At 53.7% G+C, this 14,858-nt stretch carries 13 protein-coding genes; 8 read left to right on the forward strand and 5 right to left on the reverse strand.

Going from position 1 to position 14,858, the window contains the following annotated elements:
- Positions 1-3 precede the first annotated feature (3 nt).
- From nrfD to nrfA, 4 genes are read right to left on the reverse strand one after another with little or no spacing between them, the layout of a single operon-like run.
- Positions 4-951 carry a cytochrome c nitrite reductase subunit NrfD gene (nrfD, locus tag ACX9GU_RS19870; RefSeq protein WP_473192652.1) on the reverse strand — a complete coding sequence of 316 codons (948 nt, stop codon included), beginning with the start codon at positions 949-951 and terminating at the stop codon, positions 4-6.
- Positions 948-1,619 carry a cytochrome c nitrite reductase Fe-S protein gene (gene nrfC / locus ACX9GU_RS19875; RefSeq protein ID WP_473192653.1) on the reverse strand — a complete coding sequence of 224 codons (672 nt, stop codon included), beginning with the start codon at positions 1,617-1,619 and terminating at the stop codon, positions 948-950. Before nrfC ends, nrfD begins: the two co-directional genes overlap by 4 nt.
- The gene (gene nrfB / locus ACX9GU_RS19880; RefSeq protein WP_473192654.1) at positions 1,616-2,185 is read right to left on the reverse strand and encodes a cytochrome c nitrite reductase pentaheme subunit; all 570 of its coding nucleotides are present in this window, start codon (positions 2,183-2,185) and stop codon (positions 1,616-1,618) included. The genes nrfC and nrfB overlap by 4 nt, the downstream gene beginning before the upstream one ends.
- A gap of 42 nt (positions 2,186-2,227) precedes the next feature.
- Entirely contained in the window at positions 2,228-3,619 is a 1,392-nt protein-coding gene (gene nrfA, locus ACX9GU_RS19885; RefSeq protein WP_473195219.1) for an ammonia-forming nitrite reductase cytochrome c552 subunit, read from the reverse strand.
- 478 nt (positions 3,620-4,097) lie between these two features.
- Between nrfA and ACX9GU_RS19890 the strand changes: the two genes are divergently transcribed.
- The 3 genes from ACX9GU_RS19890 to ACX9GU_RS19900 all read left to right on the forward strand — a co-directional run bounded on the left by ACX9GU_RS19890 (position 4,098) and on the right by ACX9GU_RS19900 (position 6,408).
- Positions 4,098-4,736 (forward strand): TetR/AcrR family transcriptional regulator, encoded by a 639-nt coding sequence (locus ACX9GU_RS19890; protein WP_021805370.1) that lies wholly within the window; start codon positions 4,098-4,100, stop codon positions 4,734-4,736.
- A gap of 3 nt (positions 4,737-4,739) precedes the next feature.
- Entirely contained in the window at positions 4,740-5,534 is a 795-nt protein-coding gene (locus ACX9GU_RS19895; protein WP_473192655.1) for a CPBP family glutamic-type intramembrane protease, read from the forward strand.
- Between the two features lie 100 nt (positions 5,535-5,634).
- Complete coding sequence (locus tag ACX9GU_RS19900; protein ID WP_473192656.1) at positions 5,635-6,408, forward strand: MipA/OmpV family protein; 774 nt, start codon at positions 5,635-5,637, stop codon at positions 6,406-6,408.
- A 166-nt stretch (positions 6,409-6,574) separates the two neighbouring features.
- Here ACX9GU_RS19900 and ACX9GU_RS19905 read toward each other — a convergent pair whose 3' ends face one another.
- Positions 6,575-7,504, reverse strand: a complete 930-nt coding sequence (locus ACX9GU_RS19905) for a LysR substrate-binding domain-containing protein (RefSeq protein ID WP_021180041.1) — start codon at positions 7,502-7,504, stop codon at positions 6,575-6,577.
- 679 nt (positions 7,505-8,183) lie between these two features.
- Between ACX9GU_RS19905 and ACX9GU_RS19910 the strand changes: the two genes are divergently transcribed.
- The 5 genes from ACX9GU_RS19910 (at position 8,184) to ACX9GU_RS19930 (ending at position 14,443) form a co-directional block, all read left to right on the forward strand.
- On the forward strand, positions 8,184-8,789 hold the full coding sequence (locus ACX9GU_RS19910; RefSeq protein WP_166734406.1) for an ankyrin repeat domain-containing protein: 606 nt from the start codon (positions 8,184-8,186) through the stop codon (positions 8,787-8,789).
- Positions 8,790-8,933: 144 nt separating this feature from the next.
- On the forward strand, positions 8,934-9,722 hold the full coding sequence (locus tag ACX9GU_RS19915) for an oxamate carbamoyltransferase subunit AllH family protein (protein ID WP_473192657.1): 789 nt from the start codon (positions 8,934-8,936) through the stop codon (positions 9,720-9,722).
- Positions 9,682-11,229 carry an acyl-CoA synthetase FdrA gene (fdrA, locus tag ACX9GU_RS19920; protein ID WP_473192658.1) on the forward strand — a complete coding sequence of 516 codons (1,548 nt, stop codon included), beginning with the start codon at positions 9,682-9,684 and terminating at the stop codon, positions 11,227-11,229. Before ACX9GU_RS19915 ends, fdrA begins: the two co-directional genes overlap by 41 nt.
- Positions 11,229-12,647, forward strand: a complete 1,419-nt coding sequence (locus tag ACX9GU_RS19925) for a YlbE family protein (protein ID WP_473192659.1) — start codon at positions 11,229-11,231, stop codon at positions 12,645-12,647. Before fdrA ends, ACX9GU_RS19925 begins: the two co-directional genes overlap by 1 nt.
- Positions 12,648-12,892: 245 nt before the next feature.
- Positions 12,893-14,443, forward strand: coding sequence for a xanthine permease (locus tag ACX9GU_RS19930; protein ID WP_473192660.1), 1,551 nt, complete (start codon positions 12,893-12,895; stop codon positions 14,441-14,443).
- Positions 14,444-14,858 lie beyond the last annotated feature (415 nt).

A 14,858-nucleotide genomic window follows, 5' to 3' on the forward strand; every position in this document is an offset into this window, starting at 1 on the left:
CCCTCAAGCAACTGTCATCTGCCCGGCATACAGAATGAAATAACGCAGCAACAGCACACCACACAGGCTAGCGCCGCTGATCAACAGGATATGGAAATGCGCTTTCCCCCAGCCCAGAGCTTTCAGCAGCAATGGCATAATCAGCCCGCAACCAACGACGCCCAACCAGAACCACCAGGACCAGAATCCCCCCCCAAGCGCGGCCGACAAGGCACGGAGCTTGCCGTCATCCCCCAGCCACAGGCCGATGAAGAACGCCGCCAGCAGAAAGATCTCCAGCCACACCACCGGCGTCTCCAGGCGATGCAGGAAATGCACTTCCCGGCTGTGGAGATGGCCTTTGGGTCCGAAGGCCGCCACCAGCAATGCCACCGCTATCCCGGACGAAACGCCCGAGAACAGGAACAGCACCGGTAACAACGGGTTATTCAGCATCGGGTAGGACTTCAGCGCCGAAAGCAGGAAGCCGGTATAAGCCCCCAACAGCACCGCCAACACCAGCATCACTGTTTCTATTGGCCGCAACAGCGGCAGCAAGCGCTGCAGCAGGCGTGGGATCACCGCCAACCTTGGCAACCAACGCTGTTGTAGCGCCGCCACCTCGTCACGGAAAATCAGCGCCAGCCAGACCACCAGCACCACCATGTAGACCTGGAACAGCATCACCCCCATCGACATCACCGAAGTGAAGCTATAGTGGAACATCAATTTCCAGAAGGTCCACGGACGGGTCAGGTGGAAAATCAGGATCACCAGCCCAAGCATGACCGAGGTTGGCGCGACAAACAGCGTGGTCAACATTACCCGGCTGTTGGAGGCCCCCTCCTCTGGATGATAGCGGCGCAACAGGATAGCCAGGGTGACCAGACCGGCGGAGATGCCGATCAGGAACAGGTAAATCGCAATGGGCCAGTCCCAGACCAGAGAGTCAAAATGAAAGGCAGAAGTCATCGACTTGTCTCCCCATATTTAAACGGCACGCGATACATTTTTGGCCGTGTCCCTAACGCTATCTTGTAGCGATAAGTGGTCTTTTGCTGCAACAGACGCGAAATATCACTGTGTGGATCGTCGAGATTGCCAAAGGTTAATGCCTTGGTGGGGCACGACAATACACAGGCAGGCTGCTTGCCCTGACGCAGGTTGGTCTTGCGGCAAAAATCGCATTTATCCGCCGTTTTGCTCACCGGATGAATAAAACGCACCCGGTAAGGGCATGCAGCGATGCAATATTGGCAACCGACACAGAGATCCGGGTTGACGTCAACAATGCCGCTGGCGGCATCGATAAACGAGGCCCCCGTTGGGCAGACATGCACACAGGGAGCGTCATCGCAATGCTGGCACGAATGGCGGAAAAACCGATACTTCACGTCCGGAAATTGGCCTATCGGTTCGCTACGGACGATCTCCAGGCGTGAAACGCCCACCGGCACCTGATTGACTTCGCGGCAGGCATCGATACAGGCGGTACAGCCGATGCAACGCGACTCATCGTGGATCATGCCGTACCGGATGCCATTGACGTTCATGGTGCGCGCCAGCAGCTTTTCCGCCAGGGTCGAGCCAGCCGCCAACACGCCAATGCCTACGATAAAACGGCGCCGTGAGCAGCTCATGGCTGCCCCTTATCCAGCCTTACGGACGCTGGATTAAACGCGGGATCATCCTGTTGTTGACGGTGGCAGTCCACGCAGAGCTTGATCCGCCCCTTGTCATTCAGCCCTTGTACCTTATCTTGCTGCGGGTGCAACGTATGGCAGCTGGCGCAGCTCACCTTGGCCAAATGCACATCATGTGGCCAGAAGGCTTTTTGCAACGTCTCTGGCAAGTGGCAGGACATGCAAACGCTGTTTTGCTGTTCCACGCCGAACATTGGCTCGTTGAAACGCATCACATCCTTCACGCCCTCACGGTGATGCAGCGAAGGTGAACCGTGACAGTTGGTGCAGGTCAGCGGCAATTTGTTGTTCGGGTTAATGGCTCCCGCATGTTTACCGTGCATCGCATTCTGTTGCGGTTTATGGCAGCGCAGGCAGGCCTCATCCGGATTACGTTGCAAGGTGACTTCCGCCGATTTCTGTTGAACCGCGGGGCTGTTGGTCTGGGCCGATACCGGTAATACTGTCAGCCAAAGGCTACAGGCAAGCACCCCGGTAGTTAATAACGAACGCAGTACGCTCATATTGACTCCATTTATTTACGCCCCGCGCACGGGGCGGAGGGGTTATTTGCCTAACAGCCCGGTTTTACGTGCCTGTTCTTCCCACTGCGGTACCACCGTCTTGAGGAATTCCTGCTTTTCGGCGTTCAGCTGCGGCATGTCCATACCCAGCGCCAACTGTGCCTTTTCCTTGGTGGAAATGTCCGGCAGCTTGACTTCGGTGGTGATACCCTTGGTCGCTAACAGACGGATCAACTGAGTACGAGCCTGTGCTGCCTGATCGAGCGCGGTGCCCAAAATGCGCAATGCAACTTCTGGCGCATGCATTTGAATACCGTGGGAAGCAATCGAGTAATCCCAGCGCCATTGCGCATGACGGATGTGGGTCAAGATAGGCTTCATCTCGGCTTCGGTGGCACCGGCATCCCAGGCCGCTTTCGCTTCAAAGTGCGCGTGAACCAGTTGGTCTTCTACCTTCAGCTTGATCTCGTTGATATCCTGTTTACGTTTTTCGACCACCGCCTGCATGCTGGCTTTATCCTGGGTGTGGCAGTTCTTACAGGTTTGTTCGAAGTTATCGAATGGGTTGCCAATTTTGTGATCGGTATAGATCTTGCCTTGGGCGTTTTGCACTTTCGGCATATGGCAGTCGATACAGGTGACGTTGTTCTTGCCATGAATACCCGCGCTCCAGGTTTCATATTCTGGATGTTGGGCTTTTAGCAATGGCGTTTTCGATAGCGGGTTGGTCCAGTCGGAGAATTCGATGTTGTCGTAATACACTTCCATGTCATCGACCGTGGTGCCCTTGTCCCAAGGGAATTTCACCGCTTTGTCTTTACCATCAAAGTAATACTCAACGTGGCACTGCCCACACACCATCGATTGCTGATCGAAGCGGCCTGCCTTGTCAAACGGCTTACCTATCGTTTCCATGGCACGAGCCGCGTAAGGGCGGGAAAGGTGTAGCGCAGGTTTACCGGCGGCAAAATCAGCGGAAGCGGTATTGTGGCAATCCGCACAGCCGAGATTATTGACGATTTCCGGCCCGCCACGCGCCCATTTACCATGGAAATAACTCGCTTCGCCCTGTTCGGCGATCACCCTGGCAACGTCCGGGCTTTTGCAGCTCCAGCAGGCCATTGGCAACGGACCATCTTCTGCCGTTTTTGGTGCGCCGGTACGCAAGGATTCACGAATATCCGTGATGGCATAGGCGTGGCCGCGTGGTTTGTTGTAATCCTTGGCAAACGGGTACCCGGCCCAGAGAATAACCAGGCGCGGGTCGCCAGCCAAAGCATCTACCCGATCGGACTGCTCGGAGGTCGCCTGCCAGGACTTATATTGGTCAGGGTGAGGTGCAGAGAAGGTTTCATTCTTGGCTTCAACCTTCTGCGGCGTGGCGGCAGGTGTCGCATCTGCCTGTGCCGAGAAAGAGAGAAAAACCGCGTACATCCCTGCCAGAAATAGCATCAATAACTTGCTTACCTTATTCATAAGCATCCCATCCATTTTGCCTGCTTGAGAGCAGTGCTTTTATTAGTCGTTAAGTTCTTGTTAGAACAGATTTTCGCCATTACTCCGTGCGTAGGGATACCATAGACCCCACAAAAAATGTTGTCTTTGGTCAAGTTCCGGCAGGTTGTTCAGTTGTTGATTGAATTTTGCGAGGCAGCGCAAACTCGAACTAACTCTAATTAGTTATTGAAAGATAACGAGTTGGATGGAGAAACAAAATGATGACACGTACTCGATGTTCCCCCCTCCCCCCAAAAAGGAGAGGGACTAGTTCAGATCAGTAGTCAGATACACAAGGTAATTTGTGGCATATCCACTCCGGCCATTGCGTGCAAAAAAACTGCATTTTTTAATTGACTGACCGTCAGTCAATCAATACCGTAACGCTATTCCATACGCAAAGGAGGGATTTAATATGGTACGTACAGTGAAGACGCCAGAGGTGCGCCGGGCTGAAATTTTGCAGGCGGCAAGCGAGCTGTTTCAGGAAATCGGCTATGAGTCGACCTCTGTTGATTCCATCGTCCGCAGCGCAGGCATCGCCAAGGGGACGTTTTATTACTACTTCAAATCCAAAGATGAAGTCCTGGCAGCGCTGGCACAGCAGCTGTGTGCCGAGATGGTTACCCGTTCACAAATCATTGCTGACGATCCGCAACTGGGGGCGATTGAAAAGTTCTGCGCCATCATAGCCTCACAGAATCAAACCGTAGAAGCCGGGCAGGCTTTGGTTGAGGACTTACACCGCCCAGAGAACCGCGCATTGCATGAGCGCAGCAATATTGAAACGGTGTTGGCCTTTGGGCCAATTCTTGCGGCAGTGGTCGAGCAGGGAAACCAGGAAGGCGTTTTTCAGGTTGATGATCCACTCTCGACGGTGCAGTTCATTCTCGCCGGTTCGCTGTTCCTGTTCGGCCACCAGATGTTTAGCTGGACGCCAGAAGAGCAGGCCGCACGTATGCAGGCCATGCTGTTGCTGATTGAGCGCGCCTTCGGTGCCGTTGCCGGGTCTTTTGCCGCCGTTTTAGGAGCCAGTATCCAAGGAGGGGAATAAGCTATGATCCCGGTGATCCGTTATTCTCCGTTACGCTTTTTTGGTCTGGTTTTTGCGTTTTCATGGTTACCGTGGGCCATAGCAGCCTATCTGAGCCATTCGCCGGATAGGCTGCAGTCGACGCTATTCGTGGCTCTGCTGGGATTACTTGGCCCAGCCCTGGCAACAGGGGTGATGATATGGACGGCCCAAGACCGGCGGTTGTGGAGGGATATTCGCAGCAGAGTATTTTCTTTGGCAGGGATAACGCTGGGCCGCACGCTAACCCTATTGGGGTTAATTCTGCTGCCGTTACTGACGGCCATTTGGCTGTCGGTGCGGCTAGGTTTGGATACCACCCAGTTTGCTTTTTCCAGCGGTTTTCTACCCATGCTACCGCTGGCACTGATCGCCTCAATACTGGAGGAACTAGGCTGGCGCGGTTATGGCGTCGATAGCCTGAGGGGCCGTTGGCCAATGTTGCTGCCCACATCGTTGATATTTTTTGGGCTATGGGCACTCTGGCATTTACCCTTATTCTTTATTGCAGACACCTATCAGCATCAACTATGGCAGGCCGGAGGAATATACGTTACCAACTTTTTTATCAGCATGTTTCCTGCCACCGTGTTGGCCAATTGGTTCTACTATCGTTGTCAGCGTAGCATTCCGGCAGCCATTTTATTTCACTTTACCCTGGTGATGGCGGCAGAGCTTATGCAGGTTGCACCGCTGACCAAATGTATCTGGACGGCCCTATTGTTGTTGATAGCCACTTTACTTATTGCCCTTGAACAAGAGCTATTTTTCAAAGAGTAAGTAACATTACGTCATTAACACCTTAAAAAGAATTAAATTTCAGTTATCAGCTTATTAGCGGCTGATGGCAATCTTTTGACCTAAATCTGGGATATCTATCATGATAGAATATAATTTTATATCTTTTCGTAAGCCACTTTTCTCAGTTAATGCCCTATCGCTGGCGGCCATATTATTAACAGGTAATGCCTATGCTGGCAAGTGGTCGGTAGGCGCTGGCGTTCTGGCAGAACAGTTACCCTATCGCGACTATGACGCACAATATATACCGCTACCGATTGTGACTTATCAAGGAGAGCAGTTTTTTATTAATAGCCAAGGGATCGGCATTAATCTACTGAGTTCCAAAAAGCACAATCTGCATTTGGCAGTTAACTACTCCCCGCTAAGCTTTAAGCCTGCGGATAGCGACGATCCGGCGATGAAGACGCTGGACAAGCGGCGAGCGACCGCCATGGCGGGCATCGGGTATCAATATCATGCCGATTGGGGGAGCCTCAACGCTGATATTGCTACCGACGTGCTAGGCTATAGCGATGGGGTGATTGCCGATGTCGGCTACCAGTACCGCTTCCAGTTTGGCAAGTTGCAGCTGGTACCCGGTTTCGGCATGCGCTGGCAAAACCGCGCCTTCAATAATTACTATTTTGGTATCAGCGAACGTGAGTCACAGCGCAGCGGAATGCCACAATACCGGGCGAAAAGTGGCGTCACATCTTACATTTCTCTCGCCAGCTATTATGCCATTAATAACGACTGGCAGCTGTTCCTGATGGGATTTAATGAGCAGATGAGCGACACGGTGAAAGATAGCCCGATGACCGACCGTGATTATAGTATCAATGCCGTGGCCGGTGTTTTATATAGTTTCTGATCGACATATTATTTGATAATAACCAGCGATGACTCTCAATACTCATTTATGGGAAGGGACTATTTTCGCCATAACCCACTGCACCTTAAATTGTGACTAGCCAGCTTTTAAGGTGCAGTTTACTTTCTGCCAGGGTAAGGGGATTTCACGCACCAAGATCCCTGATTCACTCCCGATAAAGCAAATCCCCATAAATCCCAGTCAGCACCCCACCCGGAGCGAACTGCTTTTTGATCCACTGGGTGACCTGCCCGGTTGCCGCATGCTGTGTCGCCAGCAGCATGCTGGAATCCTGCCGTGGGTTATGAATGGCGCGGGTCGCCAATAGCCCTTCCGCTACCGGCTCACGCGCCATATATTCCGGCAGGAAACCAATCCCCTCCCCTAAAATCTGGCATTGGCACTTGGTGTTAAAGTCCGGCACCAGGATTGCTTCCTGCCCGTGCAGCAACCATCCCACCTTCTTGTTGATGGTATGCGCGGTGTCTTCCACCATGATGTTGGGATAAAGCCGTAGCTGGCTCTCAGAGATCGGCTCTGGCATAAACGCCAATGGATGATCGGGCGCAATGGCGAACACCCAACGGATGGCGCCGATTTCGGTGTAATCAATGCCGCCGCCGTCCAGCAACGTATCCGGTGCGCCAATGGCGATATTGGCCTGGTTGTTGATGATGGAATCCCAGACGCCGTTGTACACCTCGGTGGTCACCGTGATATGGCAGGTGGGGAATTGCTTTTTCAACACCTGTAGCAGCCGGGCGGTATGCCGTGGGGTGTAGAGCAATTGATTGATACAGATACGCACCCGCGCCTCTATGCCCTGAGAGATAGTATCAATACCGCGCTTGATGGCATGGAAGTCGTTGAGCAGATCGGTCGCTTTACGGTAGAAGTAAAAGCCGGACTCGGTGAGTTCGATGCTGCGCGTGCTGCGGTTAAACAGCACGACGTCCAGCCCGGTTTCCATCCGTTTGATGGTATAACTGATGGCCGAGGTCGTCAGATCCAGCTCCTTGGCCGCCTTGCTGAAGCTGCCAAAACGCGCCGTGGTGGTAAATGCCAACAGGTTTTCTTCGGTAAAAATAGAATTCATAGACCCCTCACCCTAGCCCTCTCCCACAGGGAGAGGGGACCGATCGAGTGTGTTTGAAATTATCGTGACTCACTTTGGCTAGGTCACAACATACCTCGCCTTTCTTGTTTTCACTCCCTACTTTCCGAAGCTGAACGCTCCAACCACGCACTCCAGGCAGCTCGTACTCCCTGTGGAGAAAGGGACCGATCGAGTTTGCTGATTTTTCTGCGTAATAACCCATACATCTTCTTCTTGCCCCCGACTTTCCGAAGTTGCACGGGCTAGCCATGCACTCGGGGCAGCTCCCTCTCCCTGTGGGAGAGGGTTGGGGTGAGGGGCCGCCGCATTGTTGAATGTATTTGTAAATCCTATGACACGCAACCAGTATTGAACAAAATTTAACACTGCCATTACAACTGATTTGAAGACAATCACACTTCTGATTATTAGTTTGGAGCCTGATGTGGCGCGAGGTGAAAGCCAATTCCCCGCAGGGACGTTTACCATGGCAAAAGGCGCAAAACATAAGAGAAAGATTGCGCCGCCGCACAGTTTGTCTTTATTGTTGAATTGTTTTCAATAATTACACCCTTTGCGATGAATGATTCTTAAGCGGATGTTTTTATCCAGCATCTGTTGCTATTCTCAGTAGCAATGAAAGCATCCAAAGCCCACTGGAAAAATAGGGAGCTAGAATATGTCTGATAAAGCGCTAATCACAGAATTTCTTTTTGCGGCGGAACAGGGTGACAGCGACGCGCTGAAAAGCTGCCTGACTAAAGGTGCGGATATCAATGCCACCAACCGCCAAGGCCGTACCGCAATTACGCTTGCCAGCCTGAATAAACATTACGACTGCGTGGAATTATTAATCGCTGCCGGTGCAGATATTGATAAGCAGGATCAGACCTGTTTTAACCCCTTCCTGCTGAGCTGCCTGAATAACGATTTAACGCTGCTGCGCCTGGTATTGCCAGCAAACCCAGATTTGGATCGCTTAACACGCTTTGGCGGCGTGGGTATTACCCCGGCCAGTGAAAAAGGCCACGTCGATATTGTGCGTGAATTATTGACGCGTACCGAAATTAACGTCAACCACACCAATTTTGTCGGTTGGACGCCACTGCTGGAAGCCATTGTGTTGAATGATGGCGGTGCGAAACAGCAAGAGATTGTCAAATTACTGCTCGATCACGGTGCTAATCCACATATGACCGACAAATATGGTAAATCGCCACTGACGCTGGCGCGTGAAAAAGGTTATCACGAAATTGCTGAACTGCTGGTTGCCGCCGGCGCTTAACAGAGGAGAAATGCCATAGCACAGCCGCAACGGCAGTGCATTACAGCGTTATCGGCGGAGGTGGCGTTCCCCCGCCAGCGGCTAAGTGGGCAGGTCGAACAGGTTTTTTCCCGCGCGGTAAACCTGTTCGTCCCCGAGCAGAACATGCTCTACACGTTATTAAGCGACGAGTACGATAACGCCCCCAATAGTTGCCGCATAGCGCTCAGGCACTGTGACCAGATATTTAGCCCAGGAGATCGCGTCGAGTTTTCTCAGGGCGGCATTGAAATAGGTCAGCATAGTTGGATTGATTTTTCCCACTGTCAGACATGGCAACAGCCTGGCCTGTATTTAACCGAAGCAAGCAGAACATCTATTGCTTGGCACCAATGGGGGGCATGCATTAATCAACAGGCTTCATCCGGTAATTCACTATTTAATTACCGTGGTGAGAATATATTTTATCGGGAAATGGCCAGATTATTACAACTGCATCGTGATGCGTTATTTCTGGCGATACGGCGCAATGAAGATCCCGACGAAGCCTTACATTCCCTCATTGGTTTGGGAATTGGCCTGACGCCTTCTGGGGATGATTATCTGGTTGGGCTTTGCTCTATATTGCTGCTACCAGGTCATCCGGCACAAAAGTATCGCGAGGTTTTTCTGGCGGTGCTGGAAAAAGCACAACATAAAACCACGCGGCTAAGCGCTATTACATTAGAGGCGGCAATCAATCAACGTTACCGACAGGTGATAAGCCACCTGTTAGAAAAATTAGTGTACGACGATCGTCACCTTATTATCGATACCATTAACAAGATTAAACAGATCGGTTCAAGTTCGGGTTGCGACATGCTGTATGGCATGGCCGATGCCTGCCTCTTGACCTCATATTTTGGAGAAAAATATGCCCATCAGGATCGTGGTAAAAAACAACACCTGGTTTGACTCTGTTTCGCTGATGTCTATTTCCACCAAAGCGAACAAACTTGCAGGCGTTGAACAAGCGTTTGTGGCCATGGCCACGGAGATGAACAAAGGGGTGCTGGAGAACCTGGGCTTGTTAACCCCAGAGCTGGAAGCCGCCAAAAACGGCGATCTGATGATCGTGATTAAGGGCGCCAGCGATGAAGCTAACGAGGCCACCCTACAGGCGATCGAAGCCTTGTTCACCCACAAAGATAAAGGTGGCCGCCACGAAGCGCGCTACGCCACCCTCGCCAGTGCGAAAACTCATATCCCGGAGAGCAACCTCGCGGTGATCTCGGTAAACGGGTTATACGCGGCACGTGAAGCTCGTCAAGCGCTGGAAAACAATCTCAACGTGATGCTGTTCTCCGATAACGTCTCCATCGAGGACGAATTGGCGCTGAAACAGTTGGCGCATGAAAAAGGCCTGCTGATGATGGGGCCAGACTGCGGCACCGCCATCATTAATGGCACCGCCCTGTGTTTTGGTAACGCGGTTCGCCGTGGCAACATCGGTATTATCGGCGCGTCCGGCACCGGTAGCCAGGAGATGAGCGTGCGTATCCATGAGTTTGGCGGCGGCATTTCGCAGCTGATTGGCACTGGCGGGCGCGATCTGAGTGAAAAGATCGGCGGCCGGATGATGCTGGATGCGATAGCGATGCTAGAGAACGACAACGGTACAGAAGTGATTGTACTGGTCTCCAAGCCCCCTGCCCCAGCCGTGGCACACACCGTGCTCGAACGTGCCCGAGCCTGCCGTAAACCCGTAGTGGTTTGCTTCCTTGGGCGCAATGAGCCACCAGCCGATGAGCCAGGGCTACAGTTTGCGCGTGCAACCAAGCAGGCAGCGTTAAAGGCCGTGCTGCTTACCGGCATCAAAGAAGAGTCCCTCGACCTGCATCCACTCAACTGGCCGCTGATTGAAGAAGTGCGTGCCAAGCTGACGCCGCAGCAAAAATACATTCGCGGCCTGTTCTGTGGCGGCACCCTGTGCGACGAAGCGATGTTTGCCGCACTGGAAAAATACGACGACGTCTACAGCAATATTCAACCCGACCCGGCCATGCGCCTGCAAGACCTCAACCGCAGCGTGGCACACACCTTCCTCGACTTTGGCGATGACGACTTCACCAATGGTAAACCGCATCCGATGATCGACCCGACCAACCGCATCCAACGTCTGTTACAGGAAGCGCGCGATCCCGAAGTCGGCGTGATCGTGATGGACTTCGTGCTGGGCTTTGGCTCTCACGAAGATCCGGTGGGCGTCATGATCGAGGCGATCAAAGAGGCCAAGGCCATTGCGGCCAGCGAGAGCCGACCGTTGGAGATCCTCGGCTATGTGCTGGGCACCGATCTCGATACGCCGTCGCTACAGCAGCAGTGCCAAATGCTCACCGATGCGGGCGTGATCTGGGCGAGTAGCAGCACCAATACCGGATTGCTGGCGCGTGAATTTGTCTGTAAAGGAGGGAAAGCCTGATGAGCCACTCGTTATTTAACCAACCGCTGAACGTCATTAACGTCGGTATCGCCATGTTCAGTGATGACCTGAAAAAACAGCATGTGCCAGTGACCCAGCTCGACTGGACTCCGCCCGGCCAGGGCAATATGGCGGTGGTTGAGGCGCTCGATCAGATTGCCTCCCCAGCGCTTGCCGAGAAAGTGGTTGCCGCCAACAAACTGGCGCTGGAACGCATTATTCAGTCGCATCCGGTGCTGGTAGGTTATGACCAGGCCATCAACGTCGTCCCTGGTATGACGCGCAACACCATTTTACATGCAGGCCCGCCGATCACCTGGCAGAAAATGTGTGGTGGGATGAAAGGCGCGGTCACCGGTGCACTGGTGTTTGAAGGACTCGCAGCTAACCTCGAGGAAGCCGCAGAACTGGCAGCCTCTGGCGAAATCATCTTCTCACCGTGCCATGAGCATGACTGCGTCGGCTCGATGGCAGGCGTGACGTCTGCATCGATGTTTATGCATATCGTAGAAAACAAAACCTACGGCAACCGCGCTTATACCAATATGAGCGAGCAAATGGCGAAGATCCTGCGCATGGGAGCCAATGACCAGAGCGTGATCGACCGCCTGAACTGGATGCGCGATGTGCAAGGCCCGATGCTGCGCGATGCCATGAAGCTGGCCGGTGAGATCGACCTGCGGCTGATGCTGGCACAGGCGCTGCATATGGGCGACGAGTGTCACAACCGCAACAATGCGGGCACTACGCTGCTGATCCAGGCGCTGACGCCGTGGATTATCCAGGCGGGCTATCCGGTTGAACAGCAGCGCGAGGTCTTCGACTTTGTCGCCAGCAGCGATTACTTCTCCGGCCCAACCTGGATGGCGATGTGTAAAGCGGCGATGGATGCGGCACACGGCATTGAATACAGCACCGTGGTCACCACCATGGCGCGCAACGGCGTTGAGTTTGGTCTGCGCATCAGCGGGTTACCAGGCCAGTGGTTTACTGGCCCGGCACAGCAGGTTATCGGCCCGATGTTTGCAGGCTATAAACCAGAAGACTCGGGGTTGGACATCGGCGACAGCGCTATCACCGAAACCTACGGCATTGGTGGTTTTGCCATGGCGACCGCTCCGGCCATCGTTGCACTGGTTGGGGGCACGGTGGATGAAGCGATCGATTTCTCGCGCCAGATGCGTGAAATCACCCTGGGCGAAAACCCCAACGTCACCATTCCCCTGCTGTCGTTTATGGGGATCCCAACGGCGATCGATATTACCAAGGTCGGCAGCAGCGGCATCCTGCCGGTGATCAACACCGCCATTGCCCATAAGGATGCAGGGATCGGCATGATCGGTGCCGGGATTGTGCACCCGCCGTTCACCTGTTTTGAGAAAGCAATATTGAGGTATCGCGACCACTACTGCCAATAACAATATACCCGTCGCCTTTCAAGCTGCAGCGTTGTTACCTGCACTATCTCACCCCAGTCACTTACAAAAACGTAAGCTCCTGGGGATGAGATAGCTTGTCGCCTAGCTGCAACTTGAAATTCATAGGGTAACCGGGGCTAACCCAGCGTTAGCCCCACCTGACACCAGAGAGTTGTTCACCTGCAGGACCAATGGCGATCCCGTTGATCGTCGAGAGTTGTTAAACGACCTGTGAAGGATTTTCCATGAACAAAATGAAATTAGAGTGGAAACGCGGTGACTGGGCAGCCTACTTCGGGCTGATGACCAATAACCTGACCAACCTGCTCACCATGATGGGGCTGCTCATCTTCGTAGTGGGTATCCCAAAAGAGATCGTCTACGGGCGCATAGCCCCGGCCTTTGGTCTGGCCGTGATGATGGCCAGCATCTGTTACACCTGGTTCGGCCTGCAAATGGCTCGCCAGACCGGGCGGAACGATGTGACTGCGCTGCCGTCTGGCCCGAGCGCACCGTCTATTTTTACCGTAACCTTCCTGGTGCTGATGCCGGTTTATCAGTCCACCGGCGATGCGGACTTTGCCATTGCGATCGGCCTGGTGTGGTGCTTTGTTGAAGCACTGATCCTGGTGGGTGGCTCTTTCCTCGGCGAAACCATCCGCAAGATGATCCCGCGCACCGTGCTGCTCTCCTGCCTTTCCGGCCTGGGGCTGTTGCTGCTGGCGATGAACCCGATGCTGCAAGCGTTTGAAGCGCCGACCGTTTCGTTCATCGTGCTGCTGCTGATCTTTATCAACTGGTTTGGCAAAAAGCCCATATTCGCCCGCATTCCGACCGGTTTGCTGCTGCTGATCGCCGGTACCGCGCTGGCGTGGATCTCCGGCCTGCAAAGCCCGGATGCGATTAAAGCCTCAATGTCCTCCTTTGGCTTTAACCCGCCAGGATTCCATGTCGACAGCTTTATGCAGGGCCTGCCACACGCCCTACCGTATCTGGCCTCTGCCGTTCCGCTGGGGCTGGCGAACTACATCTTTGACCTGGAAAACATCGAGAGTGCCCACGCCGCCGGGGATGAATACAACACCCGCAAAGTGATGATGGCCAACGGCCTCTCCTCCATGTTCGGCTGCCTGCTGGGCAACCCGTTCCCGGTGACCGTGTATGTTGGCCACGCCGGTTGGAAAGCCATGGGGGCCAGCATTGGTTACACCCTGGCTTCCGGCGTGACGATGTTCCTGGTACCGCTGTTCGGGCTGGGTGCCTTTATGTTGGCAGTGATCCCGATGACGGCGATCGTACCTATCCTGGTGTTTATTGGCGTGGTCACCGCCAACCAGGTGGTGAGGGAAACGCCGAAAATCGAAGTCCCGGTGATCTTCATCTGTCTATTCCCGTGGATCGCCAACTGGGGATTAACCATGGTTAACAGCGTGCTGGGGGCGGCGGGCACCTCGGGAGCCAAGCTGGGCGCTGAGTTGTTACATAGCAAAGGCGTGTATTACCAAGGGCTGGTGCATCTGGGCAGTGGTGCGCCGCTGGCCAGTATGCTTTGGGGATGTGTCGCGATTTTCGCCATCATCAACAAACCGCTGCGTGGTGCGGTGGCGGCGGCAACCGGTGCGCTGCTGGCACTGTTCGGTGTGATCCATGCGCCAGCCGTGGGCTTTGCTGAGGGAAGCTCGTTGCTGTTCACGCTGGCTTACCTGATGATGTCGGCCATGTTTGTGCTGAAGCATTTTCTCGATAGCCGTGAAACGGTGGCTGCCACAGTGCAGGAATCCAGCAAGACAGCCTAAGCCCTCACCCCAACCCTCTCCCACAGGGAGAGGGAGCTGCCCGGCATCTTTGATAAGGCTGTGCGGCTTCGGAAAGTAGGGCATAAGAACAAGAAATACAAGGTATTACACAGGACAATCAGCACACTCGATCGATCCCCTCTCCCTGTGGGTGGGGGAGCTGCACGGCATCTTTGATAAGGCTGTGCGGCTTCGGAAAGTAGGGCATAAGAACAAGAAATACAAGGTATTACACAGGGCAATCAGCACACTCGATCGATCCCCTCTCCCTGTGGGTGGGGGAGCTGCACGGCATCTTTGATAAGGCTGTGCGGCTTCGGAAAGTAGGGCATAAGAACAAGAAATACAAGGTATTACACAGGGCAATCAGCACACTCGATCGGTCCCCTCTCCCTGTGGGAGAGGGTTAGGGTGA

The sequence above is a fragment of the Serratia sp. K1WW1 genome, assembly GCF_055790865.1.